The organism is Massilia aurea (genome assembly GCF_014200505.1).
In the GTDB taxonomy this organism is placed as follows: Bacteria; Pseudomonadota; Gammaproteobacteria; order Burkholderiales; family Burkholderiaceae_D; genus Telluria; species Telluria aurea_B.
In genome coordinates this window covers 117858-138394 of the sequence record NZ_JACHBX010000002.1, presented here as the reverse complement: position 1 = coordinate 138394, position 20537 = coordinate 117858, and the positions used below count along the sequence as shown (strand labels likewise).

Here is a 20537-nt window from a genome sequence, read left to right as displayed (position 1 = left end):
TCAGCCAATCGAGGAGGACCGCATCATGCAAGCAGGCCATACCGCGCAATCAGCGCCGCCGTTTTCCATCCACGCCCATCGCGCGCCCGATCCGGCGCCCGTCGACGATCCAATGCCCGATCCGTTCGAGGCGCCACATCCGCATCCGCACCACCAGCCGGGCCATCTGCCGCACGATGACGAGCCGGTGCCCGATCCGAACCCCAGCTGACGCAGCTTGGCGGCGGGTGCTACCATGGAGCATTGCCGCTTTACTGTTGGACGCAATGAAACACCGACTTTTCCTGTTTGACCTCGACGACACCCTGCTCGATTTCCGGGCTTCCGAACAAGCTTCCTTCCAGCGCACAATGGCGCACTTCGATCTGCGTGACGGCCTCGACGTCCTGTTCGCGCAGTACCAGATGACCAACGTCGCGCTGTGGCGCCTCTTTGAACAGGGCGCCGTGTCGAAGGACTTCCTGCGCATCGAACGCTTTCGCAAGACCTTCGCCGACAACGGGATCGACCTCGATCCACACGTTGCCAGCGATGTGTACAGCGAATCCCTTGCCGATACCGTCGTGCTGGTCGATGGCGCGGTAGCGCTGTGCGAGACGCTGGCCGGGATCGGCGAAGTGGGCATCATCACCAATGGCGCGCACGCGATCCAGCACCGGCGCATCGCCAGTTCGGGTCTGGCCCCGTCGCTGTCGTTCGTCGCGACGTCCGAAGCCTGCGGCTTTGCCAAACCGGACACCCGCTTCTTCGAATACACCAGCAAGATGGCGCGCACCTTCACCAAGCCCGATACGGTGATCGTGGGCGATCGCCTGGACGCTGACATCCTCGGTGCTAACCGCTTCGGCATCGACAGCGTCTGGTTCAATCCGGGCCGACTGGCCAACGAATCGCTCGCCATTCCCACCTGCGAAGTCGACAGCCTGCACGCCGTCGACGCCTCATTGCGCCGCCTGGCCCTCGCCTGAATTTGCGTCGGCGCCGGTGGCGCTGAAGGCCGCGCCGGACACCTGGTTGCGGCCCGCAGCCTTGGCCTGGTAGAGCTGCATGTCCGCGCGCACGACCAGGTCGGCGGTGCTCAAGGACTCCTTGCCGCCAGGCTCGAAGGAGGCCACGCCGAGACTGGCCGTGATGGTCTCGAAGGGCGATTGGGCGTGCGCGATGGAGAGGTCAAGAATGTCCTGGCGCATGCGTTCGGCAACGGCCAGTGCGCCCTGCAGATCGGTCGCCGGCAGGATGACGGCGAATTCTTCGCCGCCGTAGCGGGCGGGCAGGTCGCCGGTGCGATTCAGGCTGGCGGCCAGCACGGCGCCCACGCCCTGCAGGCAGGCGTCACCGGCCGGATGGCCGTAATGGTCGTTGTACTTCTTGAAGTAGTCGATGTCGAGCAGGATCAGCGCCAGCGGCGCATTGCTGCGCTGCGCGCGGCGCCATTCGTGGTCCAGCATGTCATCGAAGCGGCGCCGGTTGGCCAGTTGCGTGAGCTTGTCGGTGTGCGCCAGTTCGTGCAGCCCCTGGTTGTCGCGCTGCAGGTCTTCGGAATAGGCGCGCAAGGTCTGGTCGAGCCGGTCGCGGATTGCGATCTGCCGCACCAGCTTGCGCCCGAACAGCGTGAACAGGGCCGCGATCAATAGCGTGACGGCGCCAATCAAAAAGCTCGAACGCTTCCAGTCGCCCAGCAGCTCGTCCTTGGTCTGGCCGACGGCGATCACGAATGCAAAGCGGTCGACCCGGCGATAGCTGTACAGGCGCTCGATCTTGTCGATCGAGGCGGTCAGAAACTCGGCGCCGGCCGACTTGTTGCGGATCGCCTGGAATACCGCGCCATGCGACAGATTGGTGCCGATGATCTTCTCGTCGAACGGGCGCCGGTAGACCACGGTGCCGTCGTCCAGCGCCAGCAGCACCGTGCCGGTGCGGCCGACATCGAGGTCGTCGTAGATCTGTTCGAAGAAGTTGACCTTCAATGTCACCAGCACGACGCCGGCAAAGCTGCCGTCGGCACGGTCGATGCGGCGCGAGACCGGCAAGACCCAGATGCCGCTCGAGCGGCTGCGCACCGGATGGGCCACGTGGATGTTGCGGCCCGGATGCTCGCGGTGGTACTGAAAATACGCGCGGTCGGCGTTGTTGGCCATGACCGGCTGGTCCAGCGACGTGGCCAGCCAGGCGCCATCTTCGCCATACACGAAGATGCCGTGCAGCTCGGGTGTCGTGTGGGTGAGCTCGACCAGGTGCGCCTGCAACCGCGCCAGCGCTGCAGGGCTCGTGCCATCGTGTTCGACCCGCTCGGCGACGTTGGCCAGCGCCATGCTCGTGGTCTTCATGGCCGATTCGACCTGGGCCCCGACCATGCGCGCGACATTGCTGGTCGCGACCGTGGTCTGCGCGATCTGCGCCTGGCGCGTCGTCTCGATGAACCACGCGGCAAAGGCCACCAGCAGGATGCAGGCCAGTACCGTCGCGGCGACCACGAAGCGCACCACGGGCCTGCGCTTGCTGGACAAGCGCAGAAAATCGAGGGCCGGATTGTCGTTGGATGGTGTCAATGCGCCTGCGCTCCATGGAATGCAACCGGGGTTACGCATCATCCTTGTGTGATGCGACGTTCGCCTGCGCATATTGTGCCACCGGCGTCGATGGGATGGCGCAAGCCGCCGTGCCTGGCCGGCCGGTGCATTCATGAGGGAGCGTCATATCCCCCATGAGCGAATCGGCCTTACTCTCGCGCGCCAGCAAGGCTATAGTGAGTGCTGGTAGATTCACCCAGTGCCGCCGCGCCTTTGCGTGACCCTGCGGCCATCCCGCTACATCAAGTAAACAAGCAAAACCACCACAAGGATTCCCATGACTGTCAAAGCCTATGGCGCCTACGCGCCCGACCAAGCCCTCGAATCGATGGACATCACGCGCCGCGCACCTGGCGCGCACGACGTGCAGATCGCGATCGACTTCTGCGGCGTCTGCCACTCCGACCTGCACACCGTGCGCGGCGAATGGGCCGGCTCGCAGTTTCCCTGCGTGCCAGGCCACGAAATCGTTGGCCGCGTGTCGGCCATCGGCGCCCACGTCACGCAGCACAAGGTCGGTGACCTGGTCGGTGTCGGCTGCATGGTCGACTCGTGCAAGGCGTGCGCCGATTGCGGCGAAGGCCTGGAAAACTATTGCGACAATATGGTCGGCACCTACAACGGCCCAACCCCGGATGCACCGGGCCATACGCTGGGCGGCTACTCCGAGCAGATCGTCGTGCACGAGCGCTTCGTGCTGCGCGTAACCCATCCGCAAGAGCAGCTGGCCGCCGTGGCGCCGCTGCTGTGCGCCGGCATCACCGTCTGGTCGCCGCTGCGCCACTGGAACGCCGGTCCTGGCAAGAAGGTCGGCATCGTCGGCATCGGTGGCCTGGGCCACATGGGCATCAAGCTGGCCCACGCCATGGGCGCACACGTCGTGGCCTTCACGACGTCGGCCTCCAAGCGCGACGATGCGCTGGCGCTGGGCGCCGATGAAGTCGTGATCTCGAAGGATGCCGACGCCATGGCGGCGCAGGCCAAGACCCTCGACCTGATCATCAACACGGTGGCCGCGCCGCACGACCTGGACGCGTTCCTGCAGATCCTCAAGCGCGACGGCACCATGGTGCTGGTCGGTGCGCCGGATTCGCCGCACCCGTCGCCGCAGGTGTTCAACCTGATCATGAAGCGCCGCGCGATCGCCGGCTCGATGATCGGCGGGATTCCTGAAACCCAGGAAATGCTCGATTTCTGCGCCGAACACGGCATCGTGTCGGACATCGAGATGATCCGCGCCGACGAGATCAACGGCGCCTACGAGCGCATGCTCAAGGGTGACGTCAAGTACCGCTTCGTGATCGACAGCGCCACGCTAGCCGCGTAGGGTGGACGCGGCCGGCGAGGCGGCTCTGCCGTCCACGCGGTGATCGGCGTCGTGTTCGTGCCGGATAATCTTGCGGCCAACCATCGACGCGTGGACGGGGTACCCGTCCACCCTACGCCTGCTGCTTTGTAGCAGGCCGTTTTTCCCCTTCTGCATAACCAATGAATCCAACCATTACAGTCGCTTGCGACAGCAAGCCGGCCGGGCCCGCGGCATGGGGCGCCGTGCTAGCGATGTCGCTTGCCGCCTTTGCCCTCGTTGCATCCGAATTCATGCCGGTCAGCCTGCTCACACCCCTGGCGGCCGACCTGCGCATCACCGAAGGCCAGGCCGGGCAGTCGATTGCCATTTCCGGCGCGTTCGCGCTGCTGACCAGTCTGTGCCTGACGTCGGTCGTGGGGCGGCTCGACCGCAAGACGCTGCTGCTGGCGCTGACCGGCCTGATGATCGCCTCGGGCACCGTGGCCGCGTTTGCGCCGAACTATCCGCTGTTCATGGTCGGCCGCGCGCTGATCGGCGTTGCCATCGGCGGCTTCTGGTCGATGTCGGCGGCCACCGCGATGCGCCTGGTGCCTACAGCCGACGTGCCGCGCGCGCTGGCCATCCTCAATGGCGGCAATGCGCTGGCCACGGTGATTGCCGCGCCGGCGGGCAGTTACCTGGGCGGCGTGATCGGCTGGCGCGGCGCTTTCTTTTGCCTGGTACCGGTGGCGACGGTTGCGCTGGCCTGGCTGTGGTTCAGCCTTCCGGCGCTGCGCCCCGAAAACCGGCAGGCGCCGGCCAGCATGTTCGCGTTGCTCAAGCGCCCCGCGGTCTGCCTGGGCATGGCGGCGGCAAGCCTGTTCTTCATGGGGCAGTTTGCATTGTTCACCTATCTGCGGCCGTTCCTCGAAACCGTCACCCGCGTCGATGTATCGACGCTGTCGCTGATGCTGCTGGTCCTGGGTGTGGCCGGGTTCATCGGCACGACGCTGATCGGGTCCGTGCTCAAGGCGCGCATGTACCCCGTCCTGATCGCGATCCCGCTCATCATGGCGGCGATCGCGGCGGCGCTGCTCGTCGTCGGCCAGTCGGTGGCGGCAACGACGGTGCTGCTGGCCATCTGGGGGCTGGTGGCGACGGCGGCGCCGGTGGGCTGGTGGACCTGGCTGGCGCGCACGCTGCCGCGCGATGCCGAAGCTGGCGGTGGCCTGATGGTGGCGGTGGTGCAGCTGGCGATCATGCTGGGCGCCACCGGCGGCGGCCTGCTGTTCGACGCCAGCGGCCATGGCGCCACGTTCGGGTTCAGTGCCGCCGTGCTGGTCGCGGCCAGCTTGCTGGCGTTGCTGGCGGCGCGCGCCGGCCGCGTCGATCAACCCGTATAGCGTAGCGCGTCGATCACGAGCCCCAGTGCGCGCGATGAATGGCGCCGGCTCGGGTAGTAGGCGTGCAGGCCGGGAAAGCTGGGACACCAGTCTTCCATCACGCTGACCAGGCGCCCGGCCTCTACATGCGGCGCGACCAGGCTCTCGGGCAGGAAGGTCACGCCCACGCCATCGAGCGCCGCAGCGAGCATGTGATGAACGTTGGTAAACACCGCCTGACCGCGCACGCGCGCCTCGATCGGCTGGCCATCATGCAGCAATTCCCACGCATACAGCCCGCCGCTGCTGGCCAGCCGCAGATTGATGCAGTTGTGTGTCATGAGATCCTGCAACGACGCCGGCGCCGGCTGGCGCGCGAAGTAGGCGGGCGCGCCCACGATCCGCATCGGCACGTCGGCCGTCAGGCGCACCGCAATCATGTCCTTTTCTACCTGGTCGCCATGGCGCACGCCGATGTCGAAGCGCTCGGCCGCGATGTCCACCAGGCGGTAGTCCGAGCTGATTTCGATATGCAGCTCGGGATACTGCGGCAGCAGCGGCGCGATGCGCGGCCACAGCACCGTGTCGATCACATGGTCAATGGCCGTGATGCGCACGGTGCCGGCGGGCTTGTCGCCCAGGTCGGTGATGGCCGTGATCTCCGCATCGATTTCTTCCAGCCGCGGCCCCACGTTCTGCAGCAGGCGCTCACCCGCCTCAGTGGGCGAGACGCTGCGCGTCGTGCGCGTGAGCAGGCGCACGCCCAGGCGCTCCTCGAGCCCGCGCACGATGTGGCTGAGCGCCGACTGGCTCATGCCCAGCTTGGCGGCGGCGCGCGTGAAGCTGCGCTCGCGCGCAACGGCGATGAAGACGAGGATATCGTTGATGTTGTCGCGGGCCATGCGGGATCAGGCCTGATCGGCCTCGCCGCCGCTGCGGGTGCTGCGCAGCCAGTCACTGCCCTTGCCAGCCAGCGCCGTATCGATGACACCCTGCGGCAGGCTGTAGACGGTGGCCCAGGTGGCGCGCCCGTCGATATCGTTGGACGGGAAGCTGGTGGTCTCGATCGGCCAGTGGTACTTGCGCTTCAGCGCGCGCACGATCGCGGCCAGCGTCACGCGTCCGCGCAGCGGTTCGCTGCCGGCCTGGTCGGCGTTCGACAACAGGACGGCGAGTACCGCGCCGCGTGCGGTGCGTGGGCCGGGAAAGATGGGATGTTTGCTTGCCATGGCCAGATTCTACCCGGCCAGCGCAAAGTTCGCGCCGCGTGGCAGGCAGTTCGCGCCAGCCCGAAGCCACTTCGTCGCACGGGATGCCGCGACGCCCGGCGTGTCCGCACAATGCATGCACCTTCTACCTGCCACGGAGTTTGCCATGCTGATCCAGATCCTGACCCACACGCCCCTGTATGTCTGGGCCATCCTCGCGTTCCTGCTCTGGCGCGGCGTCGCCGAGATGCGCGATCGCGAACTGACGCTGCGCCGGATGCTGATCCTGCCGCTGGTGATGCTGGGATTGTCGCTGAACGATATGGCGCTGAAATTCGACCTGGGGGCGCCGTTGATCGCCGCCTGGAGTGCCGGCTGCGCAGTGGCGATGCTGCTGGCCTGGCGATTCGGCCGCACGCGTATCGCAGCCGGTACTGCGCCGGCCTCCGTGCTGGTGCGTGGCAGCGTGATGCCATTGATCCTGATGCTGGCCATCTTTCTGACCAAGTACATCACATCGATCGTGCTGGTGATCCAGCCGCAGCTGGCGCACCAGCTGGCGGTGGCTGCGACGATCTGCCTGGTGTTCGGTGTGTTCAACGGCGTGCTGCTGGGCCGCCTGGCGCGCATGGCGGGCGCCGTGGGACAGCAGCGGGCAGGGTTGCCCGCTGCTGTCTAGGCCAGATCAGTCAAACGCCCACGAATAGAGGATATCGAGGGCGCTGTTGGTGCCGGTCTGGAACTGCAGCGAGATGCGCGGCGTGAGCTTGTAGCGCAGGCGCACCAGGCTCGATGCGGTGCTGGTGCCTTGCTCGAAGCTCAGGTAAGCGCGCTGCGAAATGCGCTTGCCGACCGTGACCACGGTGCTTTCCAGTCCCGAACCACTGCCGCCGTTAGCGCCCTGTTTCAGGCCCAGTTCATCCACGCCGAGCGAGTTGGCGATCTTCGACTGAATGCCGCCGGTGCCGCCGCTGCCGCCCAGCAGGGCGCTGGCAGCTGCTGTCAGAACGCCTTTCTGGTCGCCGCTGGCCGCTTCCATACCCTGGCCCAGCACGAGCCACGACAGCTTGTCGCTGTCGGACACGTTCGGCGTCGACACCAGCCGCGCCGTCGGCGATTGCGCGGTGCCACGGACCTGGACGCCGGCTTCGACGTTGGTTTCGGACAGCTGCTCGCCCTCAGGGCGCTTGCGCACCGCGAGGATATCGAGCGACGGGTTGTCGTACGGGCCGCTGAAGGTCATCACGGCGCGTTCGATCGACAGGTTCTGGCCATACGCGGCGTAGGTGCCGTTCAGCGCGCGGATGGTGCCGTTGATGCGCGGCTGGCCACTGCCCGTCATGCGCACGCGGGCGGTGCCGGCCAGGTAGGCGTCGATGCCCATCGCGCGGATGTGGAAGTCGTCGCCCAGGTCGGCCGCGAGGTCCACCGTCAGCGGCACTTCCTTCTCATTGGTCTTCGGCGTCGGCTTGGTGGTGGCGCGGCCCAGCACGATGACGTCGTCCGAGATCGTCGGCGTGCCTTGCGGCGCGAATTCGATCAGAGCGCGGTCGGCGCGGAATTTGCCTTCCAGTGCGAAGCGGCTGGCGTCACGCACGAGCGATGCCTGGCCGCTCAGGATCACGGTGCGATCCGGGCGCGACAGGGCTTCAAGCCTGTCCATGTTCAGGCGAATGTCCATCGTCGGCGCGCCATCGGCAAAGCGCACGTAGCCACTCGCGGCGGCGCCGCCCTGACGGCCCTGGAACGACAGCTTCTCGATGCGCAGCTGGTCGCCGCCAAGCAGCGCGCGCAGTTCGCCGTTGCGCAGGTTCACGCCTTGTTCAGCCCAGCGCACGCCCAGCTTGTCGCCATCGAGATTGCCGTTCAGGCTCGGCTTGCCGATCGTGCCGCCACCCGTCATCGCTACGCGCAGCGCGCCGTCGAGTTCGAGGCCCGGCTGGCCGGCCAGTGCCGCGAGCCAGGCGATCGACGGGATATTGGCATTGGCCGTCATGCGCAGCGGGCTTGCGCTCTCCAGGCGGCCGTTGATCATCTGCGCGTTGGCGTCGATCTTGGCCACGCCGGTGCGGGCGCCGTCCAGGTCCAGGTTCACGCGCAGGCTGCTGCCCACCACTTCGGCGCGCGCTTCCAGCTGGCGCAGGCCAAGCGGCACGGGCGTGTCGCCACCGACGATGGCGTCGCCCTTTTCGCGGAACACGCGCACATTGCCGGCCAGCGAAGGCGCGGCGCCTTGCGCTTGCGGCGCGCGCATGTCGACCGACCAGGCCGCGCCCAGCGTCAGGTCGCCGCGCGCATTGTCGGCCAGTGCTGGCGAGAACTGCGCCAGGTACGTCAGCGGCACATTGTCGGCATGGCCGCGGCTGGCCCAGCGCGGGCCGTCCTTGGTCAGTGCGTCGACCGTGATGCTGCCGTTCGGCAGGGCGATCACGGCGCCATTGAAGGCGATGCGCTCCGGGCTGGCCAGGCCGGCTAGACCGCCGCCGGGTGCGGCGCCGATCGTCAACGGCACCGGCTTTTGCAGGTTCATCGCATAGCGGCCACGGTTTTGCAGCGCGGCCAGCGTGCCGCTCCAGGTGTCCTTCGAGAAGGCGCCACGCAGTTCGGCATTGGCGTCAAACGCATCGCCCAGTGCCGACAGGCGCAGCGTGTGCGCGCCGCGGGTGCCGTCGGTTTTCAGGCGTACGGACGCCACGCGCGTATCGCCGTTGACGTAGTCAAGTACTTCGACATCGGTTACCAGTGGGTCGCTTGCACCGCGACCGGAACCGAGGTTGGCGCTGGCTTTGAGTGAGCGCACCGTGTGCGTGCCCATGGCGCGCAGGTTCTGACCCGCGATGGTTGCCGTGAGCGATGGCGTGTCGGCAGTGCCGGACAGGACGCCCGAGCCGCGCAGCACGCCGCCGTACTCGGGACCGAATGCGGCCAGTTGCGGCGCATCGATGCGCCAGTTAAGCGCATCGCGCGCGGCGCCGAAGCTGCCGGTAGCGGCGATGACGTTCGGCCCCACGTGCAGGTCGACGTTGGCGTCGGACACGTGGCGGCGGTCGGCCGCCAGGCGCGCATGGCCCCAGAACGGCGAATTGGCCAGCGTCGAATCGACCACCTTGAGGTCGAGCGCGCCGCGCCAGTCGGTGCCGGCGCGGCCGCTGCCGGTAAAGGTCGAGTTGATATTGCCGGCGAGCGGCGAACCGAAGGCGGCCGGGTTGAAGCGTTCGGTCGCGCCGGTGGCCTTGACTTCGACCACACGTGCATCCTCGGGGCCGCCCAGCCAGGCTTCACCCTGGGCACGCACGACGCCGCTGTTGTTCTTGCGCTGGGCGTCGACCCAGCCCAGGTTGCGCGCGTTGACATCGAACGTCGTGCGCGGCGCCGCCATGGTGCCAGTGACGACACCGTTGGCCACCACCGCGCCATACAGGTCGGCGCGCACGGCGGCGAGCTGGCGGCCGTCCAGGCGCCATTGCAGGCGGTCGCCCGCGCCGCCAAACGCGCCTTTCAGGTCGACCGTGTTCTGGCCCAGCGCCAGGTTGGCGTCGATGCCGGCAAAGCGCTTGGCGTCGGCCGTGAGTTTGCCCTTGCCGCTGAGCGGCTGGTTCATCAGGCGGCTCTGGCGTACGGCGAAGTCGGCGTCGACCTTCCACGCGGGCGTCAGAACACCGGCAGCATTGACCGTGGCGTTGATGTCGGCCGCCGGCAGGTCGCCGAATTCAGATGGGTCGAAGCGGCTGGCGTTGGCCGTGGCCTTGAACGCCTGGTCGCCTTCGAGGTTCATGGTGCCGCTGGCCGTGATGCTGCCGCGCCCGGCGCGCAGCGTCGCCTCACGCAGCGTGGCCACATTGTTTTCCAGCGTGGCCAGCGCCGTCAGGCGCAGGCCCGCGTCGATCAGGTTCGCCTCGAGCGTCTGGCGCGTCGCTTCGTTGGTGACCGCGATATCGCCCTTGATCGCCGTCGGCTTCATGGCCGAATGCACTTCGCGCAAGTTGAAGCGGTCGGTGTGCAGAGCAAAGCGCGCGGTACCGATGCCTTCTTCGTCCTTGGTGCGCTGCACGCCGCCGGTGCCGGTGAATGTGCCGGCCGCGCCGAAGTCGAGCAGCACGTTCGAGACGTTCAGCGCTGACAGGTTGCCGCCCAGTTGCCCGCGCGCTGCGCGCAGCGGCAGGCGTTGCTGGTCGATCGTGCCTTCCGGCCCCGTGTTGGTGATGTCGACGCTGCCGCTGATATTGCGTTGTTCATCCAGCTTGCCGGCCACCGCGAAGGTGAGGTCCGCGGTCGGCAGGGCAGGGTTGAAGAAGCCCGGATCGACGTTACGGCCATTGATGCGCAGCGCGCGCAGCGGGATCTCGGCGTACGGCGCGAGCGTGAAGTGGGCGTCGCCGATGGCGCGTCCGGCAGTGCCGGTGGCGTCGATCTGCGTCGCGTTCTGGATGTCGCCGCCAACCTTGATCTGCAACTGCGCGGCGCGTGCGCCGGCGCTGGCCTGCGATTGCGTCAGGCTGCCTGCCGCGTCGATCTTGAAGGGCCGGGCCGCGCCGACAGTGGCTTTGGCGGCGACCTGGCCCCATGGCGTGGCCGCCGTCGCGTTCTGCACGACCCAGCTGCGCTTGTCGCCCTTGGCCCGCACGCGGATATTGTCGATGCGCGTTTCGGCGCCGCCGATGTTCACCATCGTCATATTGGCCAGGCGAGCGTCGTCGACCTCGATGCGGAATGGCGGCGCCAGGCTGGTTGGGAGTACGGACGGCTCGTCGGTTTCCTTCAGCGTCTGCATGCGCACGCTGGCGGCCCACAGCTGGTCGATCAGGATGCCGCCCGACAGCACCTGGCCCGGCGACCAGTTGATGTCGATCTTGTTGGCGGTGACGATCTGTTCGTCGGTGCGCCAGATCAGGCGTTCAATGTGCATCTTGCCGTACAAGGTGCCGCTCACGCCCGTGAGGGTGAGCTTGCCGCCTGTGGCGCTGGCAACGCGCTGGGCGATCATCTGCAGCGTGGTTTCGCGGCCCAGGTACCAGAGCGTGCCGCCGACGATGACGCCGGTGGCGACAAGGCCAATCGCGACGCGGCGTGGCCAGCGGCGTTGGTTGGTCTGGGGTTGATCAGGCGTCGGCGCCGGGGTGTTTTCAGGTGTATCCATCAGAACGTGAATCCGAGTGAGAAGTGCAGGCGCGCCTTGCGCACCGCGTGGCCGTAGGCCAGGTCGACATTGATCGGACCGACCGGGCTGCGCCAGCGCGCGCCCACGCCATAGCCCGACTTGGGATTGAGGTCGCCGAACTTGTCGGCGGCATTGCCGACGTCATAGAACACGGCCACGCCCCAGGGCGGCTTGAACCAGTACTGGTATTCGGCGCTGGCGGTGGCCAGGTAACGCCCGCCGACGGTGGCGCCGTTTTCCTGCACGCCCAGTTCCTGATAGCCGTAGCCGCGCACCGACTGGTCGCCGCCGGCGCGGAACAGGAAGGTGCTCGGCACGCCGAGCTTCTCTTTCGAGGCCACGGCGCCAGTTTCGCCGCGCAGGATCAGCGTGCCGGCCGGGCCCAGCGGCTTGTAGTAGATGCCGCGCAGGTACATGCGCAGGAATTTTTCGTCCGTCAGGATCGGCAGCACGGCGCCGCCAAGCTGCGCATTGACCACATAGCCGTTGGTCGGCAGGATCAGGCTGTCGAGCTTGCGCTTCGTGATGCTGTAGGTGAGCGGCAGGCTCTTGGTGCGGGTGGGTTCGAGGCCCTCGACTTCGCGTTCTTCGGTCAGCGCTTCGAGCGTCACGCTTTGTTCCAGTAGCGGCGAACCCCAGGCACGGCGCGCGGCGACGCTGGCCAGCGTGGTCAGTTCGCCGCGCAGGTCTTCGCGTTCGACACCGGCGCTGATGCTGTCGTTGTAACCCTTGGCCGTGGTTGGCCAGAACAGTTCGCCCTTGGCGGTCTGGCGCTTCTGTTCGTAGATCAGGTCAGTCTTCAAGCGCTTGCCGAACACGTTCAGGTCGTCGTAGCTCAACTGCGCGCGGCCGCCCGTGTCGGTCGAAAAGCCCACGCCGGCCTCGACGTTCTTCTGCTTGTTTTCGGTGACGTTGACGATCACCGGCAGTGTGGTCGGGCCGGTCGCCGGCTCGGGTGTGGCCGGGTTGGCGTCGCTGTCGGCGTCTTCCTTGATGTCGGCGATTTCGGCATTGAGCACGGCGCGCATGTCGGCGCTGACTTCGACGCTCGCGAAGTAGCCGGTGTCCTGCACGCGCGATTGCAGCGCCTGCAGCGCGGCTTCGCTGTACTGGTCGCCCGGATTGATCTTGTTGAGGTTGGTGATGACCTCGGCCGGATAACGTTTCAGGCCGCGGATACGCAGATTCCCGAAGCGCATCTCGGGGCCCGAATCGATCACCACGCGCAGTAGCGCGCGGCGCGAATCCGGATCGACGGTTGCGCTGGTTTCGACCAGGCGTGCGCGCGGGAAGCGGCTTTGCGCGATGTCGCGCACGAGACCTTTCTTGGCGCCTTCCCAGTCGGACTGGCGGAACTGGCTACCCACCGGCAGCGTCCAGCGGTTGCGCAGGGCGCCGGCGTCGAACGGGGCGCCGCCTTCTTCAAAGGCAGCAAAGCCCTGCAACACCAGATCGACGTCGCCGACCAGCACCGGCTGACCCGGATCGACAATCACGCGCGCGACCGGCCGTGCGCCGCTGGTATCCAGGCCAACCGAGACTTTTGGTGAGTAATAACCTTCGGTGGCGATCAGGCTGGTGGCTTGCGCCGGCGCTTCTTTGACCAGGCGCTGCAGCTGGTCGATGTCGACGCGCGAATTGCCGCGCCAACGCATCAGGTCGAGATTCTCTTCAAGCAGCGTCTCGAGCGCGCGCGGTGCGTCGATGCGCACCGTGTAATCGACGCCCGTCGTACTTTGCGCATAGACAGTGGTGGCAAACACGAATGCGCCGACACCCAGCAGGGAGCGTTGCAACAGCGGAGTAAGTGTGCGCTGGCGGGGACCCTTGCGCGGGTGGGGATTCGATCGTGACAACGTGACGCTCCATTGGGTGACTCGTTCGCATCTTAACTGATTGGCAAAGTCGATGGCGGACGTGAAATGTTGCGCGCGCGCGTCTGGACAAACACGGCGTTATCGGCCACGGTGCCCGCGATCTGTGCCAGAATTGACGGTTGACCCCTGCCTTTTACCTTCTTTTACTACCATGACCATCCTCTCTACCGATACCGCGCTCGTCCTGTTCAGTGGCGGCCAAGACTCCACCACGTGCCTGGCCTGGGCACTGCAGCGCTATGCGCGGGTCGAGACGATCGGCTTCGATTATGGCCAGCGCCATGCGATCGAGCTGGCCGTGCGCCCGGGCGTTCTGGCCAAGCTGCGCGCGCTCAATCCCGACTGGGACACGCGCCTGGGCGAGGATCACATGATCGACCTGTCCCTGATCTCCAAAATCTCCGACACCGCACTGACCAGCAATGTCGCGATCGAGATGCAGGAAAACGGCTTGCCGAATACGTTCGTCCCGGGCCGCAACCTGATGTTCATGACGGTGGCTGCCACGGTGGCCTATCGGCGCGGGCTGAACGTGCTGGTGGGCGGGATGTGCGAGACGGATTTCTCGGGCTACCCGGACTGCCGCGACGACACCATGAAGGCGCTGCAGGTAGCGCTGAACCTCGGCATGGCCACCAGGCTCAAGGTCGAGACGCCCCTGATGTGGATCGACAAGGCCCAGACCTGGGAACTGGCGGAGCAGGAGGGTGGCGCAGCGCTGGTCGATCTGATCCGCTTCGATACGCACACCTGCTACCTGGGTGAGCGGGGCGAGGCGCACGCCTGGGGCCACGGTTGTGGCACGTGTCCGGCCTGCGCCTTGCGTGCGCGGGGTTACGCGCAGTACGTGGCGCGCTAGACTTTTACGCTGCCGCGGCCTTGTCCAGCGTGACAGGGCGCGGCCGGCGCATGGCGTACCACACGAGCGCCACGACAAGTACCAGCGGCAGCAGCAGCGGCGACATCGCCAGCGCCAGCACGAGGGCGCCGATTGCCAGCGAGCCGATCAGAATCACGCCGACCCCGGCAAACACCACCGCCAGCACCGCCACAGTGATCACCGAGATGAACACGGCCAGCAGCATGCCGCCACCCGTGAACAGCGTGGCCAGCAGGAACCCCACCGGGCCGTCGATCTGGTCGCCATCGAGATTGACCGTCATGTCGCCGCTCCAGTCGAACAGATTCCACAGCATGGCGGCAAACAGGAACAGGATGACGTAGGGGGCGTATTTTTTCATGGCAGTCCTCGCGAATGGTTGGGTTGAGCTGTTTGGTCTTGCATGCTCGAACTGTAGGCGCGGCGCACGCGTGCAGCCAGCCGCGTGCGACAGGCTGCATGTTTAACGGGATGAAATGTGCATGCGCCGGGTCGGGCAGAATCGCGGGCAATTCCGTCCTTGTAATCACGGCAGCGTTTCCTATACTGACAGCCTGCTCTGTTTCAGGGGGACCCCATGTACGCTGTGCCCAACACCTGTCATGACCTGGCCCATGCATCGGGCGGACCGAAGGATCCGCCCTCGGCGCCACCGGCCATTCCGCCCATCATCATCACGCCCTTCAACCGCGATACGCCGGCGCCCAACGGCGATCCGCGCCCGATCCCCGTTGGCCCGCCGATCATGCCACCACCCGGCCCGTCGTGGCGCTGTCCGCGCATCGTCGACGATTGTCCGGCTTAGTTAGCGACTATTTCAGCCAATCGCCCGCAGCAGTGGCGTGCGGCCTTTTTCATGGGGCCGGTTTCCTCTATGATCGTGGTTTTGGGCGCGCAAGCGCCGAGGACACCGACCCATGAACGACCAGATGCTGGACCCCGACAGCGACGACGGCAGCGAGGACACCGGCCCCGTGCAGCAACCCCGGCTGTGGCAGGGCAATGGCTGGACCGCGCGCGTGATCAAGAACGACGACGATGAAGGCTGGGCCGTGGCAATGTACAAGGATGGCGAGCCCGAACCGGCGCTGGTCGGTCCCTGGACCATGGGCCGCGACAAGAAGAACCCGAAGCCGCTCGACACCAATGCCTTCAACACGCTGATCAAGACGGCGTCCGAAGTCATTCGCCGCCACGAGCAGCACATGCACGCGATCCTGCACAAGAATCTGTACATCTTCACCGAGCAGGGCGAACTGAAGGTGACGCTCGATATCGTCCCGGACGACGACGATCCGTACGCGATGCTGGCCGCCACCGACGAGATGGGCGAGCAGGTGGCGCGCGTGCGCGTGGCGCCGACCTTCAAGCTCACGCCGAGCTCGGCGCAGGCCTGGGTCGAGAACGACTTCCGCGCGCCGCGCTAAAAAGCCACAGCCGGGCGCGGCAAGCTGCTGCGCCCGGCTTCAAGCTGCTACTATTTCCTCTGCGCATCATCAGATGCATTCTGTGAACAGGTGGGGGAAAGTATGGAACGTCTTGACCGGCTGGAAGCGGTGCAGTCGATGTTGCTCGATATCGGGCAACTGTCGACCAGCTGCAGCGACATCACCGCATTCATCCGGGCCGTGCACGGCGCGCTGGGCCGCATCATGTATGCGGCCAACTTCTATGTGGCGCTGGCCGACCGTGAAGACGGCACCGTGCGCTTTCCCTATTTTGTCGACGAAGCTGACGGCGCGCGCGATCCGCTCGAGCGCATCCGGCTCGCCTCGCCCGACCAGTCACCCACGGCCTGGGTATTGCTCAACCGCCAGAGGCTGGTGCTGACGGCGGCCGATTTCAACGAACGCCACCGCAAGGCAGCCGGGCGCTGGGGCAGTGGCAGCACGCCGGAGCATTTCGTTGCCTGTCCGCTGCTCGACCAGAACCAGCAGGCGCTGGGCGCGATCGTCATCCAGAGCTACTCTGCCGACCAGACCTACAGCGAGGAAGACATTGCGCTGTTCGGGCTGATCGCCAACCATGTTTCGAACGCGCTGCAGGGCCTGCAAAGCATGGACCGGCTGGAACGCGCGGTCTCGGCGCGTACGGCCGCCCTGGCGCACGAGGTCGCCGAGCGTGGCCGCGCCGAAAAGATCCAGCACGCGCTGTACGAGATCGCCGACCTCTCGGCGCAGGCGCTCGATACCGACCAGCTCAGCGCCAGCCTGCACCGCATCATCGGCGAGCTGATGGTGGCCGACAACTTCCTGATTGGCCTGTACCACCAGCGCACGCAAGAGATAAGCATCCCGTACTTCGTCGACCAGAAGGACAGCGCGCCACCGCTGCTGCGCTTCCCGTTCGGCAAGGCGATGTGTTCGCACATCCTGTCGACCAAGCAGGCGCAGCTGCACGACGTGGCCAGCTTCAGGGCGCTGGTGGACGCCGGCACCGTGGCCGAGCCGCTGGGCAGCACGGAGATTGCGAGCTGGATGGGTGCGCCGATGCTGGTCAACGACCAGCCATACGGCGTGATCGTGGTGCAGAGCTACGACCCGGCGATCGTCTACAGCAAGGCCGACCTCGACCTGCTGGCATTCATGGCCAGCCACGTGGCCGTGGCAATTGCACGGATGCAGGCCGACCGCAGGATCCGCAAGACCAAGGAAGCCCTCGAGCAGCAGAACGCGGCGCTGAACGAGGCGCTGCACGCGCTGCAGGAGGCGCAGTCCGAACTGGTGCGGCAGGAAAAACTTGCCTCGCTCGGCCGCCTGGTGGCCGGCGTGGCGCACGAGATCAACACGCCGCTGGGCATCTGCGTGACGGCCACGAGCCATCTGGTGCAGGAACTGAAACTCACGCGCGAAGAACTGGCAGCGGGCGAGATGACCGCAGAGAGCCTGGAGAGCTTCTTCGACATCGTCGACCAGTCGCTGCGCATCATGACCACCAACACCCAGCGCGCCGCGAACCTGGTGCGCAGCTTCAAGCAGGTGGCGGTGGACCAGTCGTCGGACGATATTCGCAGCTTCAACCTGGGCGCGTACCTGAACGAGGTGCTGCTGTCGCTGCACCCGAAGCTCAAGGGGCGTCCGGTGAAGGTAGCGGTCGATTGCGCACCCGACCTGCTGCTCGACAGCTTCCCCGGGGCCGTGTCGCAGATCGTCACCAATATGGTCATGAATTCGCTCGTGCACGGCTTCGAGCACGAGCAGGCCGGCAACATCACGCTGCGCGCCGCGCTCGGCAGCGACGACTGGGTGGTCATGGAGTACGCCGACGACGGGGCAGGGATGGATGCCGCCACGCTCGACAAACTGTTCGATCCGTTCTTTACCACGCGGCGCGGGACTGGGGGCAGCGGCCTGGGCGCGCACATCCTGTACAACCTGGTGACCGGCGCGCTGGGCGGGACGGTGCGGGCCACGAGCGCACCGGGGCAGGGGCTGACGTACCACCTGCGTTTCCCCCGTTCGCAGCGCAAGGAAAAACTGGCGGCGTAGTGGTACGTTCGAGCGGGCACGTGCGTCGCCGTACAGATCGGTTGTTGCAGGTTCTTTACCCTTGGCTCCCCATTTGGAGAGTCCATGAACGAAAACAAGCAAGACGCGCCACGCCAGGGCTCGCAAAAAGTCATCTATGCGGCAATTGCTGCCAACCTGGGCATCGCGGTGGCCAAATTTATCGTCGCCGGCATCACCGGCAGCGCGGCGATGGTGGCCGAGGGCATCCACTCGGCGGTCGACACCGGCAATGAATTCCTGTTGCTGCTGGGCGAACGCCGCAGCGCCCGCGCGCCCGACCGCAAGCATCCGTTCGGCTACGGCAAGTCGCTGTATTTCTGGGCGCTGATCGTGGCGCTGTCGGTATTTTCGCTGGGCGGTGGATTATCGATCTACCACGGCGTCGACGCGCTGCAGAACCCGCCGCCACTGGAAGACCCGATGTGGAGCTACGTCGTCCTTGGCGTGGCGGCGCTGTTCGAGGGGTATAGCTGGAACGTGTCGCGCAAGGAACTCAACACGGCCCGCAAACCCGGTACGTCTCTGTGGCAAGCCGTCCGTGCGAGCAAGGATGCATCGGTCTTCACGATCTTCATCGAGGATTCCGCGGCTCTGCTGGGCCTCGGGATTGCCGCCGCCGGCATCGCGCTGGGTCACTATTTCAATAACCCGTATATCGACCCGGCTGCTTCGATCGTGATCGGCCTGCTGTTGATCGGCGCCGCCTTCATGCTGGCGCGCGAGACCGGTGGCCTGCTCGTGGGCGAAGCGATCGACCATGATGAGCTGGCCGCATTGAAGGCGCTGTTCCTGCGCGAGCCGGCGCTGGACAGCGTGGCCAGCCTGCGCACGATGCAGCTGGGGCCGGAAGAAGTGCTGCTGGCCGCCTCGGTCCAGTTTCGTCGGGGGCTGTCGATCGACAAGGTGGAGGCAGCGATCGGCCGCATCGAGACTGCGGTGGCCGCCGAGCATCCGGTGATCCGTCAAATCTATTTCGATGCGTCGGCGCTGCGCGCCGCGTTCAAGTGACCAGGAGGCGATCCGGCACGCAGCTCAGTCGGGCCACTGCGCGTTGATCGCCAGCGCCTTGTCCATATTGCGGATCAAGAGGTCGACATAGGTCGGATCGAGGTGGTGCCCGGCCACCTCGCGCAGGTGCTCTGTCACTTTCGCGGCTGGCCACGCTTCCTTGTAGCAGCGCGCGTGGCTCAGCGCGTCGAACACGTCGGCCACCGCCACGATGCGCGCGTACGGGTGGATGTCCTGCCCGCGCAGGCCTTGTGGGTAGCCGGTGCCATCGAATTTTTCGTGGTGCTGGTGCGCGATCACCGCCGCTGCCTTCAGGATCGGGCGCTGTGAACCGTCCAGGATCTGCAGCCCCACGGTCGGATGCTGCTTCATGATGGTCCACTCGGCATCGGTCAGCTTGCCAGGCTTGAGGAGCACCGCATCGGGCGTGGCGATCTTGCCGATGTCGTGCATCGGCGCGGCGTGCATCAGTACTGCCGTCTCGTCTTCGGGCATGCCCGACGCCTGGGCCAGCATGTAGCAGACCTGGGACATGCGGCGCACATGGTTGCCCGCCTCGTGCGAACGCGATTCGACGACGTCGCCCAGGCGCAGGATCAGCTCGGCCTGGGTATCGGTGATTTCCTGGTTCAGCAAAATATTGTCGAACGCGATGGCCACGCCCGAACAGAATACCTCCAGCATTTGCGCATCGATGTCCGAAATCTCATCCACGCCCTTGAGCACCAGCAGCGACGCCTTGCCGCTGTTGTTTGGAAAATAGCCGACATAGGTGTCGCCGTGCAGGCGCGAAATGCGGTTGTGGCGCGCATCGTCCAGTTGGGCTACTAGTTCCGGCCCGATCTCGTCGCCTTCCATGTCGCCGATCTGGGCCAGCACTTCGTACTGGCTCTGGCCGGTGATTACGCTTGCCGCCTTCAGGCGCAGCAGCATGCTCTGTTCCAGGCGCAGCAGGGCCACGACCTGCAGCAACAGGCCGTTGGCGAAGTCCTTGAGGTTGCGTTGCTGGAAGATGTGGGCGGACGCGGCAATCACGCGTTCCAGGCCTTCGCGGTAGGTTTGCTGGACGCGGCGCGATTCCTCGACCTTCATGATGTCGCGGTAGGCGCGCAGCGCGGCGAACGTCGTCGTAAACAGCTTGGTGCGATCGAGCTCGGTCTTTTCCTTGTAGTCGTTGATGTCGTAGTCGACGATCACGCGCTCTTCCGGCGCCTGGCCCGGCTGGCCGGTGCGCAGCACGATGCGGGTGAACTGGTTGTCCAGATCCTGGCGCATCCAGCGCGCCACTTCCAGGCCGCTGTCTTCGCGCTCCATCACCACGTCGAGGAACACCAGTGCGATGTCCTTTTCGCGCGCCAGGATTTCCTTGGCCTCGGCGCCGCTGTAGGCGTGCACGAACGACAGTGCGCGCCCGTCGAGGCGAAAGCGCGTCAGCGTCAGCTTGGTGATGTCGTGGATATCGGGTTCGTCGTCTACCAGCAATACTTTCCAGGGTGCGAGTTTGGGCGCAGCAGACGACAAGAAGGACATGGACGATTCCGATTCGTGGGGGAGGCCAGGGTTAAGCGAGCAGACTATTTTTTTCACAACAAAAGTAGCTCGGAGTCAAGCCGATTGTAGTACGGCGCATGACCCTTAACAAGAAGCAATATTAAAA

17 protein-coding genes are annotated in these 20537 nt (G+C 65.9%); 10 read left to right on the top strand and 7 right to left on the bottom strand.

The genetic code is table 11. The annotated features are described in order from the left end of the window. Window positions 1-25: 25 nt before the first annotated feature. The gene (locus HD842_RS09975) at window positions 26-211 is read left to right on the top strand and encodes a hypothetical protein (RefSeq protein WP_183553968.1); all 186 of its coding nucleotides are present in this window, start codon (window positions 26-28) and stop codon (window positions 209-211) included. A gap of 55 nt (window positions 212-266) precedes the next feature. Then, entirely contained in the window at window positions 267-968 is a 702-nt protein-coding gene (locus HD842_RS09970) for a YjjG family noncanonical pyrimidine nucleotidase (RefSeq protein ID WP_183553966.1), read from the top strand. On the opposite strand, the gene HD842_RS09965 is transcribed toward HD842_RS09970, so the two are convergent. Then, window positions 942-2549, bottom strand: a complete 1608-nt coding sequence (locus HD842_RS09965) for a GGDEF domain-containing protein (protein ID WP_229424704.1) — start codon at window positions 2547-2549, stop codon at window positions 942-944. The two genes, HD842_RS09970 and HD842_RS09965, sit on opposite strands and share 27 nt — an antisense overlap. A gap of 298 nt (window positions 2550-2847) precedes the next feature. Between HD842_RS09965 and HD842_RS09960 the strand changes: the two genes are divergently transcribed. Together HD842_RS09960 and HD842_RS09955 are read left to right on the top strand one after the other, a co-directional pair. Then, on the top strand, window positions 2848-3897 hold the full coding sequence (locus HD842_RS09960; protein WP_183553964.1) for an NAD(P)-dependent alcohol dehydrogenase: 1050 nt from the start codon (window positions 2848-2850) through the stop codon (window positions 3895-3897). A gap of 161 nt (window positions 3898-4058) precedes the next feature. Beyond that, window positions 4059-5261, top strand: a complete 1203-nt coding sequence (locus tag HD842_RS09955; protein ID WP_183553962.1) for an MFS transporter — start codon at window positions 4059-4061, stop codon at window positions 5259-5261. On the opposite strand, the gene HD842_RS09950 is transcribed toward HD842_RS09955, so the two are convergent. Then, entirely contained in the window at window positions 5249-6142 is an 894-nt protein-coding gene (locus HD842_RS09950; protein WP_183553960.1) for a LysR family transcriptional regulator, read from the bottom strand. The two genes, HD842_RS09955 and HD842_RS09950, sit on opposite strands and share 13 nt — an antisense overlap. Before the next feature lie 6 nt (window positions 6143-6148). Then, window positions 6149-6469 (bottom strand): hypothetical protein, encoded by a 321-nt coding sequence (locus HD842_RS09945; protein WP_183553958.1) that lies wholly within the window; start codon window positions 6467-6469, stop codon window positions 6149-6151. Window positions 6470-6614: 145 nt separating this feature from the next. Here HD842_RS09945 and HD842_RS09940 point away from each other — a divergent pair, with 145 nt between their 5' ends. Then, window positions 6615-7127, top strand: coding sequence for a DUF6622 family protein (locus tag HD842_RS09940; protein ID WP_183553956.1), 513 nt, complete (start codon window positions 6615-6617; stop codon window positions 7125-7127). A 6-nt stretch (window positions 7128-7133) separates the two neighbouring features. Here HD842_RS09940 and HD842_RS09935 read toward each other — a convergent pair whose 3' ends face one another. Then, window positions 7134-11585, bottom strand: coding sequence for a translocation/assembly module TamB domain-containing protein (locus HD842_RS09935; protein WP_183553954.1), 4452 nt, complete (start codon window positions 11583-11585; stop codon window positions 7134-7136). Continuing rightward, the gene (locus HD842_RS09930; RefSeq protein ID WP_308638327.1) at window positions 11585-13402 is read right to left on the bottom strand and encodes an autotransporter assembly complex protein TamA; all 1818 of its coding nucleotides are present in this window, start codon (window positions 13400-13402) and stop codon (window positions 11585-11587) included. Before HD842_RS09930 ends, HD842_RS09935 begins: the two co-directional genes overlap by 1 nt. A 232-nt stretch (window positions 13403-13634) precedes the next feature. Here HD842_RS09930 and queC point away from each other — a divergent pair, with 232 nt between their 5' ends. Beyond that, on the top strand, window positions 13635-14342 hold the full coding sequence (queC, locus tag HD842_RS09925; RefSeq protein WP_183553952.1) for a 7-cyano-7-deazaguanine synthase QueC: 708 nt from the start codon (window positions 13635-13637) through the stop codon (window positions 14340-14342). Between the two features lie 4 nt (window positions 14343-14346). Here queC and HD842_RS09920 read toward each other — a convergent pair whose 3' ends face one another. Continuing rightward, a complete protein-coding gene (locus HD842_RS09920) occupies window positions 14347-14724 on the bottom strand; it encodes a hypothetical protein (protein WP_183553950.1) in 378 nt (125 codons plus the stop codon). 216 nt (window positions 14725-14940) lie between these two features. Here HD842_RS09920 and HD842_RS09915 point away from each other — a divergent pair, with 216 nt between their 5' ends. The 4 genes from HD842_RS09915 to HD842_RS09900 all read left to right on the top strand — a co-directional run bounded on the left by HD842_RS09915 (window position 14941) and on the right by HD842_RS09900 (window position 18880). Next, the gene (locus tag HD842_RS09915) at window positions 14941-15168 is read left to right on the top strand and encodes a hypothetical protein (RefSeq protein ID WP_183553948.1); all 228 of its coding nucleotides are present in this window, start codon (window positions 14941-14943) and stop codon (window positions 15166-15168) included. A 112-nt stretch (window positions 15169-15280) separates the two neighbouring features. After that, window positions 15281-15790, top strand: coding sequence for a hypothetical protein (locus tag HD842_RS09910; RefSeq protein WP_229424703.1), 510 nt, complete (start codon window positions 15281-15283; stop codon window positions 15788-15790). 102 nt (window positions 15791-15892) lie between these two features. Next, window positions 15893-17851: a GAF domain-containing sensor histidine kinase gene (locus HD842_RS09905; RefSeq protein ID WP_183553946.1), complete on the top strand. Its 1959-nt coding sequence runs from the start codon at window positions 15893-15895 to the stop codon at window positions 17849-17851. A gap of 84 nt (window positions 17852-17935) precedes the next feature. Further along, the gene (locus HD842_RS09900; protein WP_183553944.1) at window positions 17936-18880 is read left to right on the top strand and encodes a cation diffusion facilitator family transporter; all 945 of its coding nucleotides are present in this window, start codon (window positions 17936-17938) and stop codon (window positions 18878-18880) included. A gap of 24 nt (window positions 18881-18904) precedes the next feature. On the opposite strand, the gene HD842_RS09895 is transcribed toward HD842_RS09900, so the two are convergent. After that, window positions 18905-20410 (bottom strand): HD domain-containing phosphohydrolase, encoded by a 1506-nt coding sequence (locus HD842_RS09895; RefSeq protein WP_183553941.1) that lies wholly within the window; start codon window positions 20408-20410, stop codon window positions 18905-18907. Window positions 20411-20537: the final 127 nt, after the last annotated feature.